This window comes from Nonomuraea glycinis (genome assembly GCF_014646515.1).
Lineage (GTDB): Bacteria > Actinomycetota > Actinomycetes > Streptosporangiales > Streptosporangiaceae > Nonomuraea > Nonomuraea glycinis.
The window spans coordinates 201,648-222,509 of record NZ_BMNK01000009.1 but is presented as its reverse complement, the minus strand read 5'-3'; the positions used below and the strand labels follow the sequence as shown (position 1 = coordinate 222,509).

The window sequence follows — 20,862 nt, the reverse complement described above, 5'->3', positions numbered from 1 at the left end:
TGCCAGGGCTGCGGGCTTCTTCTGCGCAGATTACGAAAAATGCCCGTTGTGGGCGGCGGGCACGGCTGGGGTCACTCGGCAGCGACAATGTGGTCAAGCCGAACGGCAACGCCGACCTGTGGATGCCGTGCGGCCACGACAAGGCCGCCGAGTACCTTTACCGCGACCACGACGGCACTGTCCTGTACGGCGTCGCCCGGTGCCGCCTCAAGGGCAACGGCTGTCAGGGCTTTCAGCAGTGGCGGCCCGACCCGTCCGAGCGGTCCGGCCGCCGGTGGAGCCTCTACGGTGACGACGGCAGGCTCGCGGTGAAGCTGGTCCCCTATCGCCTGCCCGAGCTTCTCGCGGCCATCCGCGAGGAGCGGGTCGTCATGATCTGCGAGAGTACTTCCAGGGTGCTGACGTCTCTATCGTCGCGGACCGCGACGAGTCCGGCCGCAAGCACGCCGCGGAGGTTGTGAACAAACTTCGGTCCGTGGCCCGCTCCATCTATGTCGTCGAGGCCGTGTATGGAAAGGACGCCGCTGACCACCTTGCCGCGGGCGGGACGACCGGCGACTTCACCACCGTCGGGGAGCCCAAGCCCTACCGGGGTGAGGAGTATTGCGGGTGACCTCGAGCAGCGAACCCACCTGGGTTCCGGACATCGACAGGACGGGGAAGGAGAACCCGCCGGCCACCGAGGAGGAGATCACCGCGGACGGACGGCGGGTGGGGGCGGCCCCATCCCGCTGCTTGCGTCGGGAACGGACCGGGCTCGGCTCGCCGCGTGAGTTAGTCGCAGTTCATGTAGAGGGAGGACGCCTTGTTATCCATCCCGTTGTTCGTCAGGTCGGCATCCTGGGAGCGTATCTGCGCGTAGTAGGTTGGCCCCGTGCCTAGGGCGTAGTCGTCGAAGAGCGTGATCGAACACCGGGTGGTGTTCTTCATCGAGCTGGCGCCGTTGTTCACCTTGCGTTGCGTGCCCGACCAGTAGTTGTTACCCAGGTTGTCGTCCCTCTTGTAGCCCCTGTGAGGGGCGCCTGCGATGCACCACTTCCCACCCTTGAAGTCGTCGTGCTCGTAGAGGCAGAAGGTGCCGGTGTCGCTGGCCGCCTGGGCTGCGGGTGCGCCTGGGACGCTGACCAGAATCAGCGTGGCGAGCAGGGTGCCCGTAGCGAGTTTCCTCAAGATTTTTCCTCTTTCGAACGCCGGGGTCAGACGACCAAGATCACATTAACCGGTCTGAATCGGACCGTCCACTTCGGTCAGGATGGGGTGTGAACCGCTTTCGGTCGTGAGGATCGCTGACATCCACGGGCCGCTGCGGACAATGATGATCTGGTAGTCGGCGGCAAGGTGGAGCCTTCCCGGCCAGGCTGATGGACCGGACATCAAGGGACATCTGGTGCTTCAAAGGCGGGCGCCCCGAAGTACGGGTCAATAGGATCAATGCCGTTGCGATGATCCTTCGATCGGGAGCCTCGATGAGTGACCCTGGCGGCTTCGGCCCCCTGGCGATGGACGAGCGCGAGGAGATCGGCCCCTACCGGATCGTGGGCCGGATGGGCGCCGGCGGCATGGGGGTGGTCTACGGGGGCATCGCGGACGACGGCGCCCGGGTCGCGGTCAAGGTCATCCATCCGGGGTTGGCCGCCGATCCGCACTTCCACGCCCGTTTCGTACGAGAGGTCGATCTGCTGTCCCGCGTGCGCGGGCGCTGTACGGTCTCGGTGCTGGCCGCCGACACCGCCGCGGTGCCTCCCTGGCTGGCCACCGAGTTCGTACCCGGGCCGACGCTCAGCACGTACGTGCAGGACAACGGGCCGCTGCGGCCGGATGAGCTGCTTTCGTTCGGCGTGGACATCGCCGAAGCGCTCACCGACATCCACCGGGTCGGCATCGTGCACCGCGACCTCAAACCCGGAAACGTGATCCTCTCCGCCTCCGGCGCGAAGGTGCTGGACTTCGGCATCGCCCGGGCTCTCGACGAGAGCGGGCTCACGGGCACCGGCGCGCTCATCGGGACGCCCGGTTGGATCAGTCCCGAGCAGTACCGGGGCGACGAGGCGGACGCGGCCGCCGACGTCTTCGCCTGGGGCGCCCTGATGACGTACGCCTCGACGGGACGCCCGCCGTTCGGCACGGGAGCTCCCGACGTCATGGCCTATCGCGTCATGAGCGTCGACCCCGACCTGTCCGGGGTGCCCGCGAACATCCGCGACCTCGTACGGAGCGCGCTCGCCAAGGCCAGGCAGGCCCGGCCCACCGCGGACCGGCTGCTCGCCGGGGTCACCGCGCTGAGGGCCGGCACGACCCCCATGACACTGCAGGAAAAGCGTCCCACGGTGCCGCTGCGGCCGGCCGTGGCCGTTGTGGCGGCGGTCGCGGCCGTCAGCGCGGTGTTCATGGTGAACTCGGCAGGGACGCCGGAGGCCCTTCGGGGCCCGAGCGATCGTGCCACGTCCACGCACGCCGAGAGCCCGGAGCCGGACACGAGCGAGGACCCAGACGAGACGGCGAGGGAGCGCGAGACCGTCGAGGAGACGCCCAGCGCAAGCGAGACGCCCAGCGCAAGCGAGACGCCCCGCGCGAAAGAGACTCCGGAGGAGACGCCCGGCACAAGGAAGAAGCCGAGCGCCCGACCGAGCGCGCGCCGCTCGGCCACCGGCGTCCCGTGCCCGTCCGCGAACGTGATACTCCGGCAGGCCGCCGCCCAGAACGGCGGCAGCCTGCCGGGGGACGCCTCGGTCCAGCGCAAGCGGTGCGCGAGCTCCTGGGTGGCGGCCGAGATCGCCTCCCCGAGCGTCGGCGGGATCGACCTGATCGCGATGCGGAACGGCACCCGATTCGTCGACGCCGAGATCGGCAGTAACCTCTGCTCACTGGACGACCGGTCGGCGCTCCTCGCCCGCGCGCCAGGCAGCATCAAAGCCTTCCTCTGCCCTCAAGGCCTGAGCTGATTCGGTCCTGGTGTCGATAACGCCGATGATCGGGCAGCGCCCGCAGGACCGATCCCGAGCTGTTCCCGACCGCCCCATAGGGTCACGCTCGTGAACTTCGTCCTCCTTGTCGTGCTGCTCCTGTTGATGCTGGCCTGGCCGGTGTCGGCTGTGGCGGGTCTTGTGCTCGTGGTGCTCGCGTTGCGGGGTCGGTGGCGGGTGGGGTGGTCGCTGTCGGGCGCGGCGCTGTGCGCGGCGTTCGCCGCCTATGGGTACGGCCTGAAATCGACGACTTTCGGGGCGTGGACGGACCCCGATGACCGGTGCGGGCTGGCCCGGCCGGACCTCTACGCGTACGGTCACCGCGGTCCGGAGGGTGGGTCGCTGAGCCTGTGGCCGCTGCATGACACGACCTGCGGCCCCGAACTGGTGCCCGGCTTCGTCAACCCGCTGGTGGCCGGATCGGTGGCACTGTTCGTGGCGTCCGTACTCGTCATGGTGGTGCTGACGATCAGGGCTCGCCGTCGGTCAGGGGCCATTTCATAGTGGCCGTCCGAAATAGTGGCCGTTTAAAAGCGTGCGGGACGGCCCCTGCCCGCCGAGAGCGCGGCTGTCAACGCCTACGGGGGATACGACGTAGGGTCCAGGTCAGGCCGTACTCACGGTGGCCCTGTGTGAGATGGGAGCTCGTATGACTGTCACTCCCGAGCACCTGACCGTCCTCGCGAGCCGTGCCGAGGCGCTCACCGCCGAGGTTCTGGCGCTCTGCGACAGCGCCCCCGGCCCAGCCCAGGAGCCCGAACCCGAGCATCTCGCCGTCGCCCGGCAGGCCGCGGACTCGCTGGCCGGCGGTGCGGAGGGGCTGCGGCGGGCGGCGGCTGAGCTGGTCAGGCTTCAGGCTCGGCCGTGCGGTCTGTCGTGGGGGGTCTGCCCCGAGCACGGCAACACGCTCTCCTCCAGCGGCGGCGTCTCCACCTGCCGGGTGTGCCGCCGCGACTGGAGTCACGACCGGCTCGGTCAGCCGTGCCAGGAGCCGGTGACGTGGAAGGTCATCGACCGGGCCGGGACCGAGACGAGGATGTGCGACGGGCACGTCCTCGGCGCCCGCGCGGTCGCCGCGGGCGCCACCTTCGTCCGTGTCCCCGACGAGGGCGTCGTACGCGCATAGCCGGGCAAGCGCGGACACAGCCGGGGAAACGCGGACGTGTCAGGCGGTCGCGCGCTTGGGGAGCCGCCAGCCGGGCCGGACGAAGTGGCAGGTGTAGCCGGTCGGGTAGTGCTGCAGATAGTCCTGGTGCTCCGGCTCGGCCTCCCAGAAGGGCCCGGCCGGAGCGACCTCGGTCACCACCTTGCCGGGCCACAGCCCCGACGCCTCGACGTCCGCGATGGTCTCCTCCGCGACGCGCTTCTGCTCGTCGCTGGTGTAGAAGATGGCCGAACGGTAGCTGAGGCCCACGTCGTTGCCCTGGCGGTTCTTCGTCGTCGGGTCGTGGATCTGGAAGAAGAACTCCAGGAGGGCCCGGTAGTCGGTCCCGGCGGGGTCGTAGGTGATCTCGATCGACTCGGCGTGGGTGCCGTGGTTGCGGTAGGTCGCGTTGGGGACGTCGCCGCCGCTGTATCCGACGCGGGTGGTCACGACGCCCGGAAGCGCGCGGATCAGCTCCTGCATGCCCCAGAAGCAGCCGCCGGCGAGCACTGCCTTCTCATGGTTCGTGGTCATGCCGTCCCGTCCTCTCTCAGTGGCAGGTGGTCGCAGAGAACGCGTCCTGACGCCCGGATATTCCGGATGCGCACCCCGGCGTCAGGCGGCCCGCTCCAGCGCTTTCGCCACCCGGTCCACGTCGGCTCGCGTGGTGCGCCAGTTGCTGAAGGCCGCGCGCAGCGCCGGCACCCCTTCGTACGTGGTCGTCGTCAAAAACGCCTCGCCCGAGTCCGTGACCGCCTGTGCCACCTGGCCGATGCGGGCGGGATCGTCGGCGACGGTGAAGCAGACGACGTTCAGCCTGACGGGCGCGAGCAGCCGGTAGGCGGGCATCGCGGCGATCCGCTCGCCCAGCAGTTCCGCCAGTGCGAGGTCCCGCCGGACGATCTCCGCCTGCCCGTCGCGGCCGTACGCGGCCAGGGCGAACCAGGCCGCCAGCGCGCGCAGCCGGCGCGAGTTCTCGGGGGTCAGGTGGACGAGGTCGTCGTTCACCGGGCCGAGGTAGGCCGCCGCGTTCTGGAAGACGCGCGTCTGCAGGTCGCGGCGGCGGGTGAGTTGTACGGCGCTGTCGTACGGCACATTGAGCCATTTGTGCAGGTCCACGCAGATGGAGTCCGCCTCGGCCAGGCCGTCGAGCAGGTGGGCGTGGCCGGGGGACAGGGCGGCGAAGGCGCCGAAGGCGGCGTCCACGTGCAGCCAGAAGGGGTGCCGGTCGCGCAGGGCGGCGATGGCGCGCAGGTCGTCGAAGTCGCCGGTGTTCACCGTCCCGGCGTTGGCGACCACGATGGCGGGCTCGCCGTTCAAGGCGCCGAGCGCCGCGTCCAGGCGGGCCACGTCGACCGCCTCCCGGCCGGGCAGCACGTCCACCGGGTGCAGGGCCGAGCGGCCGAGGCCGAGCATGGACAGCGCCTTGCCGACGCTGGAGTGCGCCCTTCCGGACAGGACGCGCACCGGCCCGAGGGCCGCGATGCCCTGTTCGGCGATGGAGATGCCGCGCTGTTCGCCGAGCCATTCGCGGGCGATGGCCAGGCCGGCGAAGTTGGACATGGTCGCGCCGCTGACGAAGGCGCCCTCGTGCGCGGCGGGCAGCCCGATCAGCTCGCGCAGCCAGGCGACCGTCTCCCGTTCCAGGTCGGGGGCGGTGGAGTCGAGGCCGGACGTCGGGTTCTGGTCCAGCACGCCGGTCAGCCAGTCGCCCGTCAGCGCGGCGGGGGTGCAGCCGCCGGTGACGAAGCCGAGGTAGCGGGAGCCCGCGCTGGCGGAGAAGCCGGGCTCCCACCGCTCGGCGAACGCCGCCAGCGCACCCCGGGTCCCGATCCCGGGGTCCGGCAGGGGGAGAGGCTCGCGCCGCACCGGCACTCGCGCGACGGGACGCTCGCCGAGGCCGTCCAGGATGCGCACGGCGTACGCGCCGGTCGCGTCGATCAGTTCCGGGAGCTGGGCGAGATCGTCACCGAGACGGGAGTCCATAGGGCCACAGTAGAAGCCGTCTACCGCACGGCGCAGAGCAGGCGGTTGTTGCCACGCTGCCAGAGGGTGCCGATCTCGCTGAACCCCGCCTCCCGCAGCGCGTCGGCGTGCTGGGACAGCAGGTGGGACTCGGAGCCGTGGTGGTCGGCGCCGGCGGTGGTGCGGGCGGCGTTGAGCGCGGCCATGGCGGGGTCGGCCGCGACGGCGTCCCACCAGGCCCGCCAGTCCTCGGGCCGGCCGCCGGCGAAGGTCCGCTCGGTCTGCTTGTCGTGCACGGCGCGTTCGAGCCGGGCCAGGGCGGGGGCGGTGTCGTCCGTGTCCAGGTGGTCGCCGTTGAGCAGCAGGCCGCCGGGGCGCAGCGCGGTGGCGAGTTCGGCGTACATGCTCTCCAGGTCGGGCGGCGAGATCCAGTGCAGCGCGGTGGTGCTGACGGCGGCGTCGGCGGGACGGTCGAGGCCGAGCGCGGCCGTCCAGCCGGGGGTGCGCAGGTCGGCGGTGACGAAGGTGAGGTGCGGGTAGGCGGCCCGGCCCAGGCCGAGCAGCAGCGGGTCGGCGTCCACGGAGATGACCCGGGCCTTGGGCAGGCGGCTCAGGAGACGGGCGGACAGGGAGCCGGGGCCGCAGCCGAGGTCGATGACCAGCGGGTCGGGGCGGTCCAGGGCTTCGACGGCGTCGATGAGGGCGGTGAAGCGCTCCTCACGGTCGGGCAGGTAGCCCTCCTGCTGACGGTCCCAGCGCGCGATCCAGTCGAGTGCGGCATCGTGGGTGAGCACAGAAGTCTCCTTGTGACTGTCGTCTAGACTTTCGATAGTCACAAACTAAAGCAGAAGGCGTAACTGGTCAATTGGACTTCAACAGTCACACGGATGGGGTCATCAAAGTGGCCGTGGGGCTGGTCAACAGCCTGACCCCCGGAGAGCGGCGCGGCCGGCCCGCGCCACCGCCCGCCGACGTCGCCGCGGCCGCCACCGAGGGGTTGCGGGTCGGCTACCCGGAGCACCGGCCCGCCACCGAGGCCGAGGCCGCCGAGCTGGTCGAGGTCGCGCTGCGGCTGCGTGCCGTCTTCGCGGCGGTCGCGGCGGGCGACCTCGACACCGCCGCGCTGCGGATCAACGCGCTGCTGGTGGAGACCGACGCCAGGCCGATGCTCCAGCGGCACGACGGGGAGCCGTGGCACCTGCACTTCCACGGCCCCGGCGGCGCCATGGCCGGGGACTGGGCGGCGAGTTGTGCCACCGGGCTCGCGCTCGTGCTGGGCAGCGAGTTCGCCGACCGGCTGGGGGTGTGCACGGCGCCGCACTGCGATCGGGTGTACGTGGACGTCTCGCGGAACGGGACCCGCCGGTTCTGTTCCACGCCGTGCCAGAACCGGGTCAAGACCGCGGCGTTCCGCGCCCGGAGCAAATCACTATAAGTCGGCAAATGCTGCTCTGGCCTGCGGAAACTGTCGGAGCCCCAGCCCGTGGCGAGGACGCGAACAAGACTCGCGGAGGCATCTGACGTGCGAGAATGACGCCATTGTGATCTCCTCCCCACCATTCCCCGTTGACCTTGTCGAGATGCCCAACGGCGACCTGATGATGTTGCCCGCGGTCTGGCCGGTGCGGCTCACTCCGGAGCAGCAGCGCCAGCTCGTGGAGCGCCTGCTCGCCGCCGACCCGGGCGGCGACGAGGTGCTGCCCAGGTGCGCCGACTGAGGGCCGGATGCCCCTGCTCCAGCTCCTCAGGACGCCCCGGGGAGCTGGAGCCCGTTCATTCGGCGGCCAGTCGTTCCGCCTCTTCGTGCAGCGCCACGATCAACAGCAGCTCCAGTTGGAGCTCGTCGACATCGCTCGCCGCGAGACCGTCAAGGACGCGCATGTGGGCCTCCCTGACCTAGAGACGGCTCAGGAGCCCCAGAGGTTCACAAGCGATAGGCGAACGGTCAGGCCACCCCGGACAGGCGGTCGTGCTCGATCTGGGCCTGGAGGATCTCCTGCCGCTCCGCGTCGATCCGCCGGCAGATGATGACGTACGCGTTCAGCACCTTCGCGTAGGCCTGGCGGGCCTCCTCCAGCTCATCGGTCAGGGTCAGCACCCGCTCCGCGTCGCCGTGCCGCTCGGCCTCGTCGAGCAGCGCGCGCGCCTCGTCGACGATCTCCTCCGCGCGCAACCTGGTACGGCGGAGCAGCGCCGAACATTCGTAGAGCTCTCCCAGCCGAGCTGAGGAGACGATGAACTCAGCAGTGTGCACAGCCGATCCTTTTCCTGCCATCCGCGTGCGGAGAACCGATCCCATACCCGCCACCTCCACCGTCAAGGTTGCCTAACTGTAGACGCGTTACCCCCTCCTGTGGATCACTCGCCGGTGGCGGGGGGTACGGCACTGTTCCCCCGGAGAGGTTCTCTTCTCCCCAGGGGGATAACAACGCCCCCGAAGCCGATTCGGTGCAGGGGGAATGCGGGCTTACCTGGCTTTTTTGCGGATTGCGCGGAATAACCGCCCTGGGCAAAGCCGGGGTACCAAGACCTCCGATCGGCCCACGCCACCCTGGCCCCTGGTCACATACTGATACGAGCCGCAAGCACGCTGTGACGCCGAGGGGCGGGTTGATAGTGGCGATGGTGACAACCGGCAGCGACGACGCGATCGATGTGAGCATCATCATTCCCGCTCACAACTGCCGGGCCTACCTGGACAGATGCCTTACCTCCGCGCTGGTGCAGCGGGTCAGCAAGGAGATCATCGTCGTCGACGACGGGTCGACCGACGGCAGTGCCGATCTGCTCGACCTCTACGCCACCTACCATCGCGGTGTCGTCAGGGTCATCCGGGTCGAAGGCGGGCTCGGCGCCGGCCGGCCGCGCAACGTCGGCCTCGACCACGCCGGCGGGCGTTACGTGTTCTTCTGCGACGCCGACGATCATCTCGGCCCTGAGGCCCTCGAACGCCTGGTCGCGATGGCCGACAGGAACGACTCCGACATCGTGCTCGGCAAGATCGTGGGGCATGGCAGGCGGGCTCCGGCCTCGATGTTCCAGCGCAGCGTGGAGCGCGCGGAGCTGGGCGACAGCGCTGTCTACAACAGTCTGTGCTGCTTCAAGCTGTATCGCCGGCAGCTGCTGGAGCGGCACCACATCAGGTTCCGCGAGGGGCTGCTGGTCGGCGAGGACATCTACTTCAGCGTGCACGCCTACTGCCACGCCGAGACGATCTCCGTGGTCGCCGACTACGACTGCTACCACCTGGTCGCCAGGGCCGACGGCAGCAGCGTCATGCAGCGTCCGGACAGCCGCGACCCGGTCGCCTGGCTCGCCATGATCCGCGGGCCGATCCAGCTCATGGCCGAGCACATCCCGCCCGGACCGCTGCGCGACCACCTCCTGCTGCGGCACTTCAAGCTGGACGCCTTCGCGCAGCTCGGCGCGCCGTTCCTGGCCGCGGGGGACGTCAAGCGCAAGGACATCGCGCAGGCGGTGGCCGGCATCTGCGACCAGTGGCTCACCCCCGGCGTCTACCAGCGGCTGAGCGGCACCGACCGGCAGCGGCTGGCCGCGCTCGGCGACGTCGACCGGCTGGTCCGGCTGGCCGACATCGAGAGCGCGACCGTACGGCGGCGGCTGACCGGGCTGCGCTGGGACGGCGACCGGCTGGTGGTGATGGGCGTCGCCGCGCTGGCCGGGATCGGCGCGCACGAGTCCGTGTCCCTGGTGCTGCGCTCGCGGCAGGAGCCGGAGCGCGAGCTGGTCGTGCCGGCGGAGATCGCGGGGGACCGGTTCACCGCCAGGATCGACGTGGGCGCGCTCGGCTCCGGGGTGTGGGACCTGCGGGTGACCATCGAGCTGGAAGGCGTCGTCAGGTCCGGCAGGCTCGGCGCGGACCGGGAGGACGGGCTCACCCGCCCGGCGCCCCGGCTGCTCGACGGCGTGGTGGTGCTGCCGTACTTCACCAGGGAGAACGGCAACCTCAGCGTCGACGTCGGCGGGTACGTCGTCGGGGTGCCCGGCAGGGTGCGCATCACCAGGACGAGCTGGTCGTTCGGGCGGCGGCTGGTCGTCGACGGGGAGATCAGCGTGGTCGGGACCGTGCCGCCCGCCTCCGCCGTGCGGCGGCTGGTCTGGCGCGAGCGGCGCAGCGGGCGCGAGCGGGCCGAGCGGGTGATCGCGCTGCCCGGTGGCGGTTTCGTCGCCAGGCAGGCCATGGGCCGCTACGCCCCCGGCACCTGGGACGCCTATCTGGAGCTGGAGCTCGGCGGGCCGCCCGCCAGGTTCAGGATCGAGACGGACGCCGAGACGGTGGCCGCGCCGCGCCGCTGGCTGGGCGGGACCGTGCTGCGGAGCGTGCGCCCGTACGCGACCTCGGGCAAGGGGCGGCTCAGCACGGTCGTGCGGCAGCTCACCGCGCGGATGGTCTTCCGAAGAATCATGCGCTAATGCCACCTATGTGCAAGTGCAAGACGATGTCCTAAAGTAGGGACGTTCGCACCCTTGGTTCGGAGGATCGTCGTGCACGTACCCGATGGCTTCTTCAACGCGGCCGTGTCCATCTCGGCAGGGGCGGTGGCGGCCGCCGGGGTGGCCGTCTGCCTGCGCGGGGCCAAGCGCGAGCTCGACGACAGGACCGCGCCCATGGCCGGGCTCGTCGCCGCGTTCATCTTCGCCGTCCAGATGCTGAACTTCCCGGTCGCCGGGGGGACCAGCGGTCACCTGCTGGGCGGCGCGCTGGCGGCCATCCTCGTCGGGCCCTATACCGGCGTGCTCTGTATGACCGTGGTGCTGCTCGTCCAGGCGCTGTTCTTCGCCGACGGCGGGCTCACCGCGCTGGGCGTCAACATCTTCCTCATGGGCATCGTCACGGTGCTGGTCGGCTGGGGCGTCTTCAGGCTGATCACCCGCCTGGCCGGCGGCCGGGGCGGGATCACCGTGGCGGCCTTCGTCGCCTCGCTGCTCTCGGTGCCCGCCTCCGCGCTGGCGTTCACCGCGCTGTTCTGGATCGGCGGCACCGCGCCGATCGACCTGGCCGCCGTCGCCGTCGCGATGGGCGGGGTGCACGTGCTCATCGGCATCGGCGAGGCGCTGATCACCGCGCTCACCGTGGGCGCGGTGCTCGCCGTCCGTCCCGACCTCGTGTACGGCGCCCGGGGGATCGCCCGGCCGCTGGAACTGCGCGGCGCGGACGGGACCAGCACGGTCACGCCGCAGGAGCAGGCCGATCCCGCGCCCTCGGTGGGCAGCAGGCCGTTCGTGTTCGGCGCGCTCGGGCTGACGTTGCTGCTGGCGGGTGTGGTGTCCTTCTTCGCCTCCGGTGACCCGGACGGGCTGGAGGCCGTGGGGGAGGAGCAGGGCTTCCTGAGCCAGGCGGGCGACCACCTGTTCGGCACCTGGAGCCTGGCCGACTACGGTGACGTGGGCGGGATCCCCGTGGGCATCGCGGGGATCATCGGGGTCGGGCTGACGCTGCTGGTGGCGGGGGCGCTCGGCTACGCCGCGCGGAGCAAGGACAAGACGCGGGTCTGAGCGATCGGGAAGCGGGGGCGGCCGATGGGGGCTGGGCACGGACATCGGCTCTATGTGCCGGGCGATTCGCCCGTCCACCGGCTGCCGGCGCAGTGCAAGCTGCTCGCCGTCCTCTGCTTCGCCATCGTGGTGGTGGCCACGCCGCGCGAGCGGTTCTGGGCCTTCGGGGTGTACGCCCTGCTCCTGGTCGCGGTGGCGGCCGTGGCCCGCATCCCGCCGGGGCACATCCCGCGGCGGATGGTGATCGAGGTGCCGTTCGTGCTGTTCGCCTTTCTCATCCCGGTGATCGGGCTGGGGGAGCGGACCACGGTGCTGGGGCTGTCGCTGAGCGTGCCCGGCCTCTGGGCGGCCTGGAACATCCTGGCCAAGGCGACCCTCGGGGTGGTCGCCTCGATCCTGCTGGCGACGACCTCCGAGCCGCGCGCGGTGCTGCTGGGGGCGCAGCGGCTGCGGGTGCCGGGCCTGCTGGTGCAGATCGCGATGTTCATGCTCCGCTATCTGGACGTGATCCTGGACGAGATGCGGCGGATGCGGATCGCGCGGGAGTCCCGAGGTTTCGAAGCACGAAATTTCCGGCAAATTCCGGTGATCGCCCGGTCGGCCGGGGCCTTGTTCATCCGTTCGTACGAGCGCGGCGAGCGGGTGCATCTCGCGATGCTCAGCCGCGGCTACACCGGCCAGATGCCGATAATTCAGAAAATGTCGGCATCCGCCGGACAATGGGGAGCCGCGCTCGCTCTGCCGCTCGCGGCCCTGGCAGTGTGGGGACTCTCGCTGTGACGCATCACCATCTCTCTCTAGAGGTCAGCCGGCTCGCCTACGCCTACCCCGACGGGACCCAGGCCCTCTACGGCGTGGACCTGGCCATCCGGCGCGGCGAGCGGGTCGCGCTGCTCGGCCCCAACGGCGCCGGCAAGACCACCCTGGTCATGCACCTCAACGGCATCCTCACCGCCGGGCACGGCAGCGTGGCGGTGGCCGGCACGCCGGTGCGCCGGGACACGCTCAAGGAGATCAGGCAGCGGGTCGGCCTGGTCTTCCAGGACCCCGACGACCAGCTCTTCATGCCCACGGTCCGGGATGACGTGGCGTTCGGCCCCGCCAACTCCGGGCTGCGCGGCGAGGAGCTGGACGGCGTCGTCAGGGCCGCCCTGGAGCGCGTGGGCATGCTGGAGGCCATCGACCGGCCGCCGCACCACCTGTCGTTCGGTCAGCGCCGCAGGGTGGCGGTGGCGACCGTGCTGGCGATGCGGCCGGAGATCCTGGTGCTCGACGAGCCGTCGTCCAACCTGGACCCGGCGGCCCGCCGGGAACTGGCCGAGATCCTGCGCTCGCTCGACGTGACCGTGCTCATGGTCACCCACGACCTGCCGTACGCGCTGGAGCTGTGCGAGCGCTCGCTCATCCTCTCGGACGGGGTGATCGCCGCCGACGGCCCCACCCGGGAGCTGCTCGCCGACGCGGACCTGCTCGCCCGCCACCGCCTGGAGCTCCCGTACGGGTTCGCTATTCCCGCCGCGGCGGAGACTGTATGAGCACCAGCCGGTCGCTCGCCCGCAGCGTCGCGACCTCGGGGTCGGTGTAGGTCAGGTACGTCCCGTCGCGCACCACCGCCACCACCAGTTCCTCGCCCTGGACCAGGGGCTTGCCGACCTCCGTCGGCTGGATGGCCCGCTCGTAGACGTCCAGCCCCTTGCCGTAGGCGAGCAGGTCCTCGATCAGGCTGCTCACCGCCGGGCTCTGGGTGGCGACGCCGAGCATGCGGCCGGCGGCCTCCGCCGAGATGATCACCACGTCGGCGCCGCTCTGCCGTACCAGGGGGTCGTTCTCGGCCTCGCGGACCGCCGCCACGATCGTGGCGCCGGCGTTGAGGCTGCGGGCGGTGAGCGTGACCAGGGCCGTGGTGTCGTCGCGGCGGGTGGCGATGATGATCTTGCGGGCGTCCCCGATCTTGGCCCGGTTGAGCACATGGCTGCGGGTGCCGTCGCCGACGACGCCGACGAAACCGTCGGACGCCGCCTCCTGGATGACGACGGGGTCGGGGTCCACCACCACGATGGACTCCTTGGGCAGGTCGTTCTCCAGCAGGGTGCGACTCGCGGCGCGGCCCTTGGTGCCGTAGCCGATGATCACGGTGTGGTCGTGCAACCTGGCCCTCCAGCGGTCGATCAGTATGGCGTCCCTGGTGCGCTTGGTGAGGACCTCCAGGGTCGTGCCCACGAGCACGACCAGGAAGGCGATGCGCAGCGGGGTGACGGCCACGATGTTGACCAGCCTGGCCGCCGGGGTGACCGGGGTGATGTCCCCATAGCCGGTGGTCGAGATCGACACCGTCACGTAGTAGAGGGCGTCGAGCAGGGACACCTCGCCGTCGGCGTTGTCGTGGTAGCCGTCGAGGTCCATCGCCACCAGGGCGAACATGGCCAGCAGCATCGCCAGCGCGATGGCCATCCTGCGCAGCACCGCCCGCAGCGGGCCACGCCGGGCGGACGGCATGCGGACACCGAGTGCCGTCTCGTCCTCGTACATGCGACTGATCGTAGTTTGCGCATGCTCGGTATCAGGGCAAGTCGAAGTACAGTGGCTCATCGAGGAGGGGCCAATGAAGCTGCGGCTTGCGCGACACGCCCTCGGTGACGCCGTGGTGGTGGCCGTTGCGGGAGAGCTTGACCTGTTCACCGCGCCATTCCTCCGGGACGAGGTGCGCGATGCGATCAAGCAGGACAGCGCCAGGCTCGTCCTCGATCTCCAGCAGTTGTCCTTCATGGACTCCAGCGGCCTGTCGGTGCTGATCGAGGCCTGGCGGCTGGCGACCAGCGAGGGCGGCGGCGTCTCGCTGGCGGCTCCGCAGGCGCCGGTGGCCCGGATCCTGCGTACGACCGGCCTGGACCGGCGCATCAAGGTCTACTCCGACGTGGACAGCGCCGTAGGCGGAATTTGACCCGCCCCCGAGTAGAACTTCATTCGGTTGGCGGGTTAGGGTCCGTGCTATGGACGTGAACGGATCTGCAGCAATCATCTCCGGCGGTGCCAGCGGCCTCGGTGCCGCCACGGCCCGAGAGCTGGCGCGACTGGGCGCCACCGTGGTCATCGCCGACCTCAACGAGGAGCGGGGCAAGGCCCTCGCAGACGAGCTCGGCGGCGTCTTCGCCAAGACCGACGTGTCGGACGACGAGCAGGTGCAGGCGGCCGTGGACGCCGCCGTGGCCACCGGCAAGCCGCTGCGCGTGGTGGTCAACAGCGCCGGCATCGGCTGGGCGGAGCGCACGGTCAACCGCGACGGGGCGCCGCACAACCCGGCCTCCTACCGCAAGGTCATCGAGGTCAACCTGATCGGCACGTTCAACCTCATGCGCATCGGCGCGGCTGCCATCGCCAAGACCGAGCCCGCCGACGCCGACGGGCAGCGCGGCGTGGTGATCAACACCGCGTCCGTGGCCGCGCTGGAAGGGCAGACCGGGCAGCTCGCCTACAGCGCCTCCAAGGGCGGCATCGTGGGCATGACCGTGCCCGCCGCCCGCGACCTGGCCGCCATCGGAGTCCGGGTCAACACGATCTGCCCCGGCATCATCGACACCCCCATCTACGGCTTCTCGCCGAACTCCGAGGAGTTCAAGGCCAAGCTGGTGGCGCCGGTGGTCTTCCCCAAGCGCATGGGCCGGGCCGACGAGTTCGCCCACCTGGTGTCCTCGCTGATCGCGAACGACTACATGAACGCCGAGGTCGTCCGCTTCGACGGCGGCATCCGCTTCCAGCCCAAGTAGTCCAGCCCACGTAGTCCAGCCCAAGTAGTCCAGCCAGGTCCCGGAAGTGAGGTCTCGTGTCTGACGAAGTACTCGTCGAGGAGTCCGACGGCGTAGCCGTGATCACCATCAACCGCCCCAAGGCGCGTAACGCGGTCAACGGGGCGGTCGCGCGGGGCGTCGCGGAGGTGCTGGACGCGCTCGACGCACGTCCCGAAATTTCGGCGTACGTCCTGACGGGGGCGGGCGGCACGTTCTCCGCCGGGATGGACCTGAAGGGATTCCTGACCGGCGACCTCCCCGTGGTGAAGGGGCGCGGCTTCGGCGGCCTGACCGAGGCGCCGCCCAAGAAGCCCATCGTCGCCGCCGTCGAGGGGTACGCCCTCGCGGGCGGCTTCGAGCTGGCCCTGGCCTGCGACCTCATCGTGGCCTCGGCGGAGGCGAAGTTCGGCCTGCCGGAGCCCAAGCGCGGGCTGGTGGCCGCCGCGGGCGGCATCATGCGGCTGCCGCGCAGGATCCCCTACCACGTCGCCATGGAGCTCGCCCTGACCGGCGACCACTACCCGGCCTCCCGCCTGTACGAGCTGGGCCTGGTCAACCGGGTCACCGAGCCGGGCGCGGCCCTGGAGGGGGCGCTGGAGCTGGCCCGCAAGGTCGCCGCCAACGCGCCGCTCGCCCTCGCCGCGACCAAGAAGGTGATCATCGAGTCGCAGGACTGGTCGCTGGAGGAGATGTTCGCCAAGCAGTCCGCGATCATCAACCCGGTGTTCGGCTCGAAGGACGCCATGGAGGGCGCCGCGGCCTTCGCCGAGAAGCGCGCCCCGCAGTGGAAGGGCGAGTAGCCCCGGCACCTCGGCACCCGCGCACCACCACCCCCTCCCGCGATCGGGAGGGGGTTTTTACACGGACCTGCGGCTTCCTACGTACGGTAAAGGGACACGACCTCTTTGGGAGACGCGGATGAGCGACTATTCGAGATCCCCGTTCGAGTCCGCCAAGCGCGGCGCGGGGACACTGCTGTCGGGTGCCCTGAGCGCGTTGCTCGTGATGGTGGCCGTGCTCGGCGCCATGTGGATCATTGAAATCTTCGACTACATCACGCCGGGCGACATGGACCGGGAGTACGGCATCCTCGGCGGGCATCCCGCCGGTTTGATGGGCATCTTCACCGCGCCCTTCATGCACATGGGCTTCGGGCACCTGATAGCCAACTCGCTGCCGCTGCTGGTGCTCGGCTTTCTCGCGGGGCTGCGCGGCCTCGGCAAGTTCTTCGCCGCCAGCCTCCTGATCATCGTCATCGGCGGCGTCGGCACCTGGTTCACCAGTCCGAACGTCTTCACCGTGGGCGCCAGCGGGCTGGTGTTCGGCTACTTCGGCTATGTGGTGGCCCGGGGCCTGTTCGACCGGCACCTGCTGGACATCGTCATCGGCATCGGGACCGCGATCGCCTACTGGTCCATCCTGGCCGGCGTGCTGCCCAACCAGCCGGGCATCTCCTGGCAGGGTCACCTGTTCGGGCTCATCGGCGGCGTGATCGCCGCCTGGGTGCTGCGCCGGTCCCCGACCGCCAAGCCCGTCTACTGAGAACACCGAACCGGCACCGGCGCGGCGCCGGTGCCGGTTCGTCGTGCGACGGGCTAGAGGCGCTCGACCACGTGGTCGACGCACGCCGTCAGGGCCTCGACGTCGGCCGGGTCGATGGCCGGGAACATCGCCACCCGCAGCTGGTTGCGGCCCAGCTTGCGGTAGGGCTCGGTGTCGACGATGCCGTTGGCGCGCAGCACCTTGGCCACCGCCGCGGCGTCGACGCTGTCGGCGAAGTCGATCGTGCCGACCACCTGCGAGCGGAACTCGGGCGCGGCGAACGGGGTGGCGTAGGACGACTTGTCGGCCCAGGTGTAGAGGTGCTGGGCGGAGTCGGCCGTGCGGGAGGTGGTCCAGGCCAGGCCGCCGTTGCCGTTCATCCAGTCGAGCTGGTCGGCCAGCAGGAACAGGGTCGACACCGCCGGGGTGTTGTAGGTCTGGTCCTTGGCGGAGTTGTCGATGGCCACCGGCAGGCTGAAGAACTCCGGCACGTAGCGGTCGCCGGCGGCGATCTCCTCGACCCTGGCCAGGGCGCGCGGCGACATGAGCGCGATCCACAGGCCGCCGTCGGAGGCGAAGCTCTTCTGCGGGGCGAAGTAGTAGACGTCGGTCTCCGACACGTCCACGGGCAGGCCGCCCGCCCCGGAGGTGGCGTCGACGAGCACCAGGGAGTCGTCGCCGCCCACCCGGCTGATCGGCATGGCCACGCCGGTGGAGGTCTCGTTGTGGGTGAGCGCGTAGACGTCGATGCCGTCCTCGGCGACGGCCCGCGGGTGGGTGCCGACCTCGGAGGTGATCACGGACGGCTCGCCCAGCCAGGGGGCCTTCTTGGCCACCGTGGCGAACTTCGAGGAGAACTCGCCGAAGGACAGGTGCTGCGACCGGTCACGGATGAGCCCGAAGGAGGCGATGTCCCAGAAGGCGGTGGTGCCGCCGTTGCCGAGCACGACCTGGTAGCCCTCGGGCAGCGAGAACAGGTCGGCCAGCCCGGAGCGTACGCGTCCCACGAGGCTTTTGACCGGCTTCTGGCGGTGGGAAGTGCCCATCACGCTCGCGCCGGAGGCGGCGAGCGCGGCCAGCTGCTCGGGTCGAACCTTCGAAGGCCCGCAGCCGAAGCGGCCGTCGGCGGGCTTGATGTCAGCGGGAATCACGATGTCAGCCACGCCACCAGGTTAGCGACCTCGGGAAACCGCCCGAGCCCGGGTCCGGATGATGAGAAATGAACCATTTACCCGAGTCGTTCGTTGAGAGATCACAGAATGCGACCGGTCGAAGGAGCATTCGGATGGCCGACCCACGCAGCATCCTCGAGCGACTGCTACGCCGCCCGGCGTTCTGGCGGGCGGACCCCCCACTGCCGATGGTGCTGGTGAGCGGCCAGGGATCGCTCGCCGCCGTCGAGATGCTCGCCGAGCCGTACCAGGACTGCGTGCCGTACGCCCACGTCCGCGAGGGTGAGCACGGCTCGGTCCTGGAGCTGGTGAAGGCGCTGGCGGGGGAGCACGGCCAGCTCGGCAAGCCGGTGGGCGGATCCCTGCTGCCGGCGCCACGCTTCCCGCTCGCCCAGTTCGTGCTGTGGGCCAGAGAGCAGCGCGACCTGCCGCCGGAGGGCGGCGGACCGTGGCCGCCCGATCCGCATGCGCACTCCGGCTACCAGGAGTTCAAGAAGCGGCTCAAGGAGTGGCGGAAGAGCCGGCTCGCCGGCTACAGCAGCCTCAAGGTGTCGATCGACTTCGTGGGCCGGGCGCTCGTGACCTGGTTACCGGTCGGCGCGGTGGCGGTCTACTTCCTGGGCGGCGTTCCCGACTTCGTGGGCATCATCCCCCTGGCGCTCGGCATCTTGCTGGCCCTCGTCGGCACCGCCGTCCAGGGGTGGCGGTCGATCCGGGGGTCGCTCACCTCCCGCTGGTTCGGCAGGCAGCCGTACCTGACGTACAAGCGGTTCGAGCGGACGCCGCAGTACGCCCTCCGCCTGGCAGGGGCGAGCGACGCCGACATCGAGCGGCTGCTGGTCCACGCCCTGGCCCGGGATCTGCGCGAGGCATACAAGAAGTGGATCACTCCGTGGCCGAGCTGGGGCCGGGGCCGATACGCCCTGCTCCTGCTGGAGGTCGGCCGGCCGGACGGGGTCAACGCGCGGTTCCTCCGGCTGATGGAGGAGACCACCCGGGAGACCGGGCTCCTCGTGCCCATGGTGATGCTGGCGGCGGTGCCCGAGGCCGAGGCCAGGCCGCAGGGGGATCCGGTGAAGCTCGACGAGCTCGCCGGGGCGGTCGACCAGTGGCGGGCCGCGGTCCGGCTGCGCGTCCCGGACCTGCGGCTCAGCATCCGGGCCGAGACCCCTCCCGATACGCCCGCGCCGCAGGGCCGGCCGCTGACGCCGCGCCGCGGCCGGGAGGTGGGCTACTGGTTCCTGGTCGCGACGCTGGTCCTCCTCCCGATCGGCCTGGTCGGCTGGAACCAGTGGGACCGGGTCATGCACTGCGGCGGGCTGCCCTGGGCCGAACGGATCGGGTCCGAGTGCGTCGGCGTCGTGAACGCGACCCGCGACACCCCGGACGACCTGTTCGACGGCGAGGTGCAGGAGCTGATCAAGCAGATCGACGCGAACAACGCCTACGCCATCGAATCCGGCCGGTACGTCAGCGTCGTGGTGCTCGGGGAGTTCTCCATCAAGAAGACCACGGCGGACGACACCCGGCTCGCGGCGGCGGTGTCAGAGCTCCAGGCGGTGAAGCAGTACCAGCAGGACGTCTCCAGCACGCCCAGGCTCCGGGTGCTCATCGCGAACGCCGGGGACAACTTCGCCCATGGCCGCAGGGCGGCGCGGTCCATCACCGCGATGGCCGAGCAGGAGCCGCACGTCATGGGCGTGGTGGGTCTGCCCCGCAGCGTCGCGGGCGTCAGCGACGCGATCGACGAACTGCACCTGGCCAAGATCCCGATGGTGTCGAGCACGGCGACGGCCGACACGTTCGGCTACATCCGCGACCCCGTCAGGCCGGACCACCCGGGTGAGCCGTCCCCCTACTACTTCCACGTGGGCCCGACCAACTTCAGGATGGCGGCGCTGGGCGCGAGGTTCGCCCAGCAGCGCCTGCTCGCGGGCGTGCACAAGCCGTCGGCGGTCATCGTCGAGGACGGCTCGCCCGGCGACCAGTACGCCGGCAACCTGGCCGACGACTTCCAGGCGGCGTTGAGCGGGCAGGGGGTCCACGTCGAGAACCGGGTCACCTACACCGTCGAGTCGGGCGGCATCTCCAGCGCCGCGGTGAAGGCCTGCCGGCTCAAGCCCGACGTCATCGTCTACTCCGGACGCGCCTCGGAGTTCCGCGACCTTCTCATGGCCATCGAGGGCAATTCCTGCGGCAAGGTGCGGGTGATCGCCGGCGACGACGTGGTCAAGGTGGTGCACGATCACGGCGCCGAGATCGCCGCCATGAAGCAGGTCGAGGTCTACTACCTGGCGCTGGCCAACCGCACGCTGTGGCGGGCGAGCTCCGCCGAGCCGACCCGATTCATCAGCAAGCTGCTGAACGGCGACTACGCGGACAACTCCGACGACAACCTCATCCTCACCTACGACGCGGTCAGCGTGATCTATCAGGCGGCCGGCAGCGCCTACCGGGGCGCGGGAACCCAGGAGGGCGGCCTGCCCAGCCGCGGCGACATCCTCTACCGGCTGGCCCGTACGACAGGTGAGGCAGCCTGGGAGGGATCCAGCGGAGTGATCGGCTTCAACGCCACCGAGCAGCACGCGCCCGCCGACAAGGCGGTCGCGCTCATCCGGGTGGCGCAGAACCGTCAGGGCAATGCCGAGCCCGTCATCCGCTGCGGCCTCCTGGACACCGACGAGACCGTCAAGGCCGACCCCTTGTGCGCGGATCTCCCCGACACGGCCCTGCCGGGGACGCAGGAGAAGGGCTGACCAGGGCGGGAAGGACGA

The 20,862-nt window shown here is 70.4% G+C and carries 23 protein-coding genes; 16 read left to right on the top strand and 7 right to left on the bottom strand.

Going from position 1 to position 20,862, the window contains the following annotated elements:
• Window positions 1-89: 89 nt before the first annotated feature.
• Both IEY87_RS25585 and IEY87_RS25580 read left to right on the top strand, forming a co-directional pair.
• A complete protein-coding gene (locus tag IEY87_RS25585) occupies window positions 90-461 on the top strand; it encodes a hypothetical protein (protein WP_189141310.1) in 372 nt (123 codons plus the stop codon).
• 14 nt (window positions 462-475) lie between these two features.
• Complete coding sequence (locus IEY87_RS25580) at window positions 476-613, top strand: hypothetical protein (protein ID WP_189141309.1); 138 nt, start codon at window positions 476-478, stop codon at window positions 611-613.
• A gap of 161 nt (window positions 614-774) precedes the next feature.
• On the opposite strand, the gene IEY87_RS25575 is transcribed toward IEY87_RS25580, so the two are convergent.
• Window positions 775-1,170 (bottom strand): peptidase inhibitor family I36 protein, encoded by a 396-nt coding sequence (locus IEY87_RS25575; RefSeq protein WP_189141308.1) that lies wholly within the window; start codon window positions 1,168-1,170, stop codon window positions 775-777.
• Window positions 1,171-1,466: 296 nt separating this feature from the next.
• Between IEY87_RS25575 and IEY87_RS45975 the strand changes: the two genes are divergently transcribed.
• From IEY87_RS45975 to IEY87_RS25560, 3 genes are all read left to right on the top strand, one after another.
• Window positions 1,467-2,942 carry a serine/threonine-protein kinase gene (locus tag IEY87_RS45975; protein ID WP_225277657.1) on the top strand — a complete coding sequence of 492 codons (1,476 nt, stop codon included), beginning with the start codon at window positions 1,467-1,469 and terminating at the stop codon, window positions 2,940-2,942.
• Window positions 2,943-3,032: 90 nt separating this feature from the next.
• Window positions 3,033-3,467, top strand: coding sequence for a hypothetical protein (locus tag IEY87_RS25565; RefSeq protein WP_189141307.1), 435 nt, complete (start codon window positions 3,033-3,035; stop codon window positions 3,465-3,467).
• 145 nt (window positions 3,468-3,612) lie between these two features.
• Window positions 3,613-4,089 carry a hypothetical protein gene (locus tag IEY87_RS25560; RefSeq protein WP_189141306.1) on the top strand — a complete coding sequence of 159 codons (477 nt, stop codon included), beginning with the start codon at window positions 3,613-3,615 and terminating at the stop codon, window positions 4,087-4,089.
• Window positions 4,090-4,128: 39 nt separating this feature from the next.
• Here IEY87_RS25560 and msrA read toward each other — a convergent pair whose 3' ends face one another.
• The 3 genes from msrA to IEY87_RS25545 all read right to left on the bottom strand — a co-directional run bounded on the left by msrA (window position 4,129) and on the right by IEY87_RS25545 (window position 6,866).
• Complete coding sequence (gene msrA / locus IEY87_RS25555) at window positions 4,129-4,641, bottom strand: peptide-methionine (S)-S-oxide reductase MsrA (protein ID WP_189141305.1); 513 nt, start codon at window positions 4,639-4,641, stop codon at window positions 4,129-4,131.
• A gap of 81 nt (window positions 4,642-4,722) precedes the next feature.
• A complete protein-coding gene (locus IEY87_RS25550; RefSeq protein WP_189141304.1) occupies window positions 4,723-6,093 on the bottom strand; it encodes a pyridoxal phosphate-dependent decarboxylase family protein in 1,371 nt (456 codons plus the stop codon).
• A gap of 20 nt (window positions 6,094-6,113) precedes the next feature.
• Complete coding sequence (locus IEY87_RS25545) at window positions 6,114-6,866, bottom strand: class I SAM-dependent methyltransferase (RefSeq protein ID WP_189141303.1); 753 nt, start codon at window positions 6,864-6,866, stop codon at window positions 6,114-6,116.
• Between the two features lie 71 nt (window positions 6,867-6,937).
• Here IEY87_RS25545 and IEY87_RS25540 point away from each other — a divergent pair, with 71 nt between their 5' ends.
• Window positions 6,938-7,507: a CGNR zinc finger domain-containing protein gene (locus tag IEY87_RS25540; RefSeq protein WP_189141302.1), complete on the top strand. Its 570-nt coding sequence runs from the start codon at window positions 6,938-6,940 to the stop codon at window positions 7,505-7,507.
• Window positions 7,508-7,652: 145 nt separating this feature from the next.
• Window positions 7,653-7,790, top strand: coding sequence for a hypothetical protein (locus tag IEY87_RS25535; RefSeq protein ID WP_189141301.1), 138 nt, complete (start codon window positions 7,653-7,655; stop codon window positions 7,788-7,790).
• A 227-nt stretch (window positions 7,791-8,017) separates the two neighbouring features.
• Here the strand turns inward: IEY87_RS25535 and IEY87_RS25530 are convergent, their stop codons facing one another.
• Window positions 8,018-8,326, bottom strand: a complete 309-nt coding sequence (locus IEY87_RS25530; RefSeq protein ID WP_189141300.1) for a P-loop NTPase family protein — start codon at window positions 8,324-8,326, stop codon at window positions 8,018-8,020.
• A gap of 368 nt (window positions 8,327-8,694) precedes the next feature.
• On the opposite strand from IEY87_RS25530, the gene IEY87_RS25525 reads away from it, so the two are divergent.
• The 4 genes from IEY87_RS25525 (at window position 8,695) to IEY87_RS25510 (ending at window position 13,124) form a co-directional block, all read left to right on the top strand.
• On the top strand, window positions 8,695-10,506 hold the full coding sequence (locus tag IEY87_RS25525) for a glycosyltransferase family 2 protein (RefSeq protein ID WP_225277682.1): 1,812 nt from the start codon (window positions 8,695-8,697) through the stop codon (window positions 10,504-10,506).
• Between the two features lie 72 nt (window positions 10,507-10,578).
• Entirely contained in the window at window positions 10,579-11,589 is a 1,011-nt protein-coding gene (locus IEY87_RS25520; RefSeq protein WP_189141298.1) for an energy-coupling factor ABC transporter permease, read from the top strand.
• A gap of 24 nt (window positions 11,590-11,613) precedes the next feature.
• On the top strand, window positions 11,614-12,369 hold the full coding sequence (cbiQ, locus tag IEY87_RS25515) for a cobalt ECF transporter T component CbiQ (RefSeq protein ID WP_189141297.1): 756 nt from the start codon (window positions 11,614-11,616) through the stop codon (window positions 12,367-12,369).
• Window positions 12,366-13,124 (top strand): energy-coupling factor ABC transporter ATP-binding protein, encoded by a 759-nt coding sequence (locus IEY87_RS25510; RefSeq protein ID WP_189141296.1) that lies wholly within the window; start codon window positions 12,366-12,368, stop codon window positions 13,122-13,124. The genes cbiQ and IEY87_RS25510 overlap by 4 nt, the downstream gene beginning before the upstream one ends.
• Here the strand turns inward: IEY87_RS25510 and IEY87_RS25505 are convergent.
• Window positions 13,096-14,118 (bottom strand): potassium channel family protein, encoded by a 1,023-nt coding sequence (locus tag IEY87_RS25505; RefSeq protein WP_189141295.1) that lies wholly within the window; start codon window positions 14,116-14,118, stop codon window positions 13,096-13,098. The two genes, IEY87_RS25510 and IEY87_RS25505, sit on opposite strands and share 29 nt — an antisense overlap.
• 73 nt (window positions 14,119-14,191) lie before the next feature.
• Between IEY87_RS25505 and IEY87_RS25500 the strand changes: the two genes are divergently transcribed.
• The 4 genes from IEY87_RS25500 (at window position 14,192) to IEY87_RS25485 (ending at window position 16,916) form a co-directional block, all read left to right on the top strand.
• Entirely contained in the window at window positions 14,192-14,530 is a 339-nt protein-coding gene (locus tag IEY87_RS25500; RefSeq protein WP_189141294.1) for an STAS domain-containing protein, read from the top strand.
• A gap of 49 nt (window positions 14,531-14,579) precedes the next feature.
• Complete coding sequence (locus tag IEY87_RS25495) at window positions 14,580-15,353, top strand: SDR family NAD(P)-dependent oxidoreductase (protein ID WP_189141293.1); 774 nt, start codon at window positions 14,580-14,582, stop codon at window positions 15,351-15,353.
• A gap of 56 nt (window positions 15,354-15,409) precedes the next feature.
• The gene (locus IEY87_RS25490; protein ID WP_189141292.1) at window positions 15,410-16,174 is read left to right on the top strand and encodes a crotonase/enoyl-CoA hydratase family protein; all 765 of its coding nucleotides are present in this window, start codon (window positions 15,410-15,412) and stop codon (window positions 16,172-16,174) included.
• Between the two features lie 118 nt (window positions 16,175-16,292).
• The gene (locus IEY87_RS25485) at window positions 16,293-16,916 is read left to right on the top strand and encodes a rhomboid family intramembrane serine protease (protein ID WP_189141291.1); all 624 of its coding nucleotides are present in this window, start codon (window positions 16,293-16,295) and stop codon (window positions 16,914-16,916) included.
• 53 nt (window positions 16,917-16,969) lie between these two features.
• Here the strand turns inward: IEY87_RS25485 and serC are convergent, their stop codons facing one another.
• Window positions 16,970-18,079, bottom strand: coding sequence for a phosphoserine transaminase (serC, locus tag IEY87_RS25480; protein WP_189141290.1), 1,110 nt, complete (start codon window positions 18,077-18,079; stop codon window positions 16,970-16,972).
• A 122-nt stretch (window positions 18,080-18,201) separates the two neighbouring features.
• Here serC and IEY87_RS25475 point away from each other — a divergent pair, with 122 nt between their 5' ends.
• Window positions 18,202-20,844 carry a type 1 periplasmic-binding domain-containing protein gene (locus IEY87_RS25475; protein ID WP_189141289.1) on the top strand — a complete coding sequence of 881 codons (2,643 nt, stop codon included), beginning with the start codon at window positions 18,202-18,204 and terminating at the stop codon, window positions 20,842-20,844.
• Window positions 20,845-20,862: the final 18 nt, after the last annotated feature.

Coding starts and splice junctions, on each gene's coding strand:
- IEY87_RS45975 (WP_225277657.1), top strand. CDS start 1,467: ATGAGTGACCCTGGCGGCTTCGGCCCCCTGGCGATGGACGAGCGCGAG.
- IEY87_RS25560 (WP_189141306.1), top strand. CDS start 3,613: ATGACTGTCACTCCCGAGCACCTGACCGTCCTCGCGAGCCGTGCCGAG.
- msrA (WP_189141305.1), bottom strand. CDS start 4,641: ATGACCACGAACCATGAGAAGGCAGTGCTCGCCGGCGGCTGCTTCTGG.
- IEY87_RS25550 (WP_189141304.1), bottom strand. CDS start 6,093: ATGGACTCCCGTCTCGGTGACGATCTCGCCCAGCTCCCGGAACTGATC.
- IEY87_RS25535 (WP_189141301.1), top strand. CDS start 7,653: ATGCCCAACGGCGACCTGATGATGTTGCCCGCGGTCTGGCCGGTGCGG.
- IEY87_RS25525 (WP_225277682.1), top strand. CDS start 8,695: ATGGTGACAACCGGCAGCGACGACGCGATCGATGTGAGCATCATCATT.
- cbiQ (WP_189141297.1), top strand. CDS start 11,614: ATGGGGGCTGGGCACGGACATCGGCTCTATGTGCCGGGCGATTCGCCC.
- IEY87_RS25505 (WP_189141295.1), bottom strand. CDS start 14,118: ATGTACGAGGACGAGACGGCACTCGGTGTCCGCATGCCGTCCGCCCGG.
- IEY87_RS25500 (WP_189141294.1), top strand. CDS start 14,192: ATGAAGCTGCGGCTTGCGCGACACGCCCTCGGTGACGCCGTGGTGGTG.
- IEY87_RS25495 (WP_189141293.1), top strand. CDS start 14,580: ATGGACGTGAACGGATCTGCAGCAATCATCTCCGGCGGTGCCAGCGGC.
- IEY87_RS25485 (WP_189141291.1), top strand. CDS start 16,293: ATGAGCGACTATTCGAGATCCCCGTTCGAGTCCGCCAAGCGCGGCGCG.
- IEY87_RS25475 (WP_189141289.1), top strand. CDS start 18,202: ATGGCCGACCCACGCAGCATCCTCGAGCGACTGCTACGCCGCCCGGCG.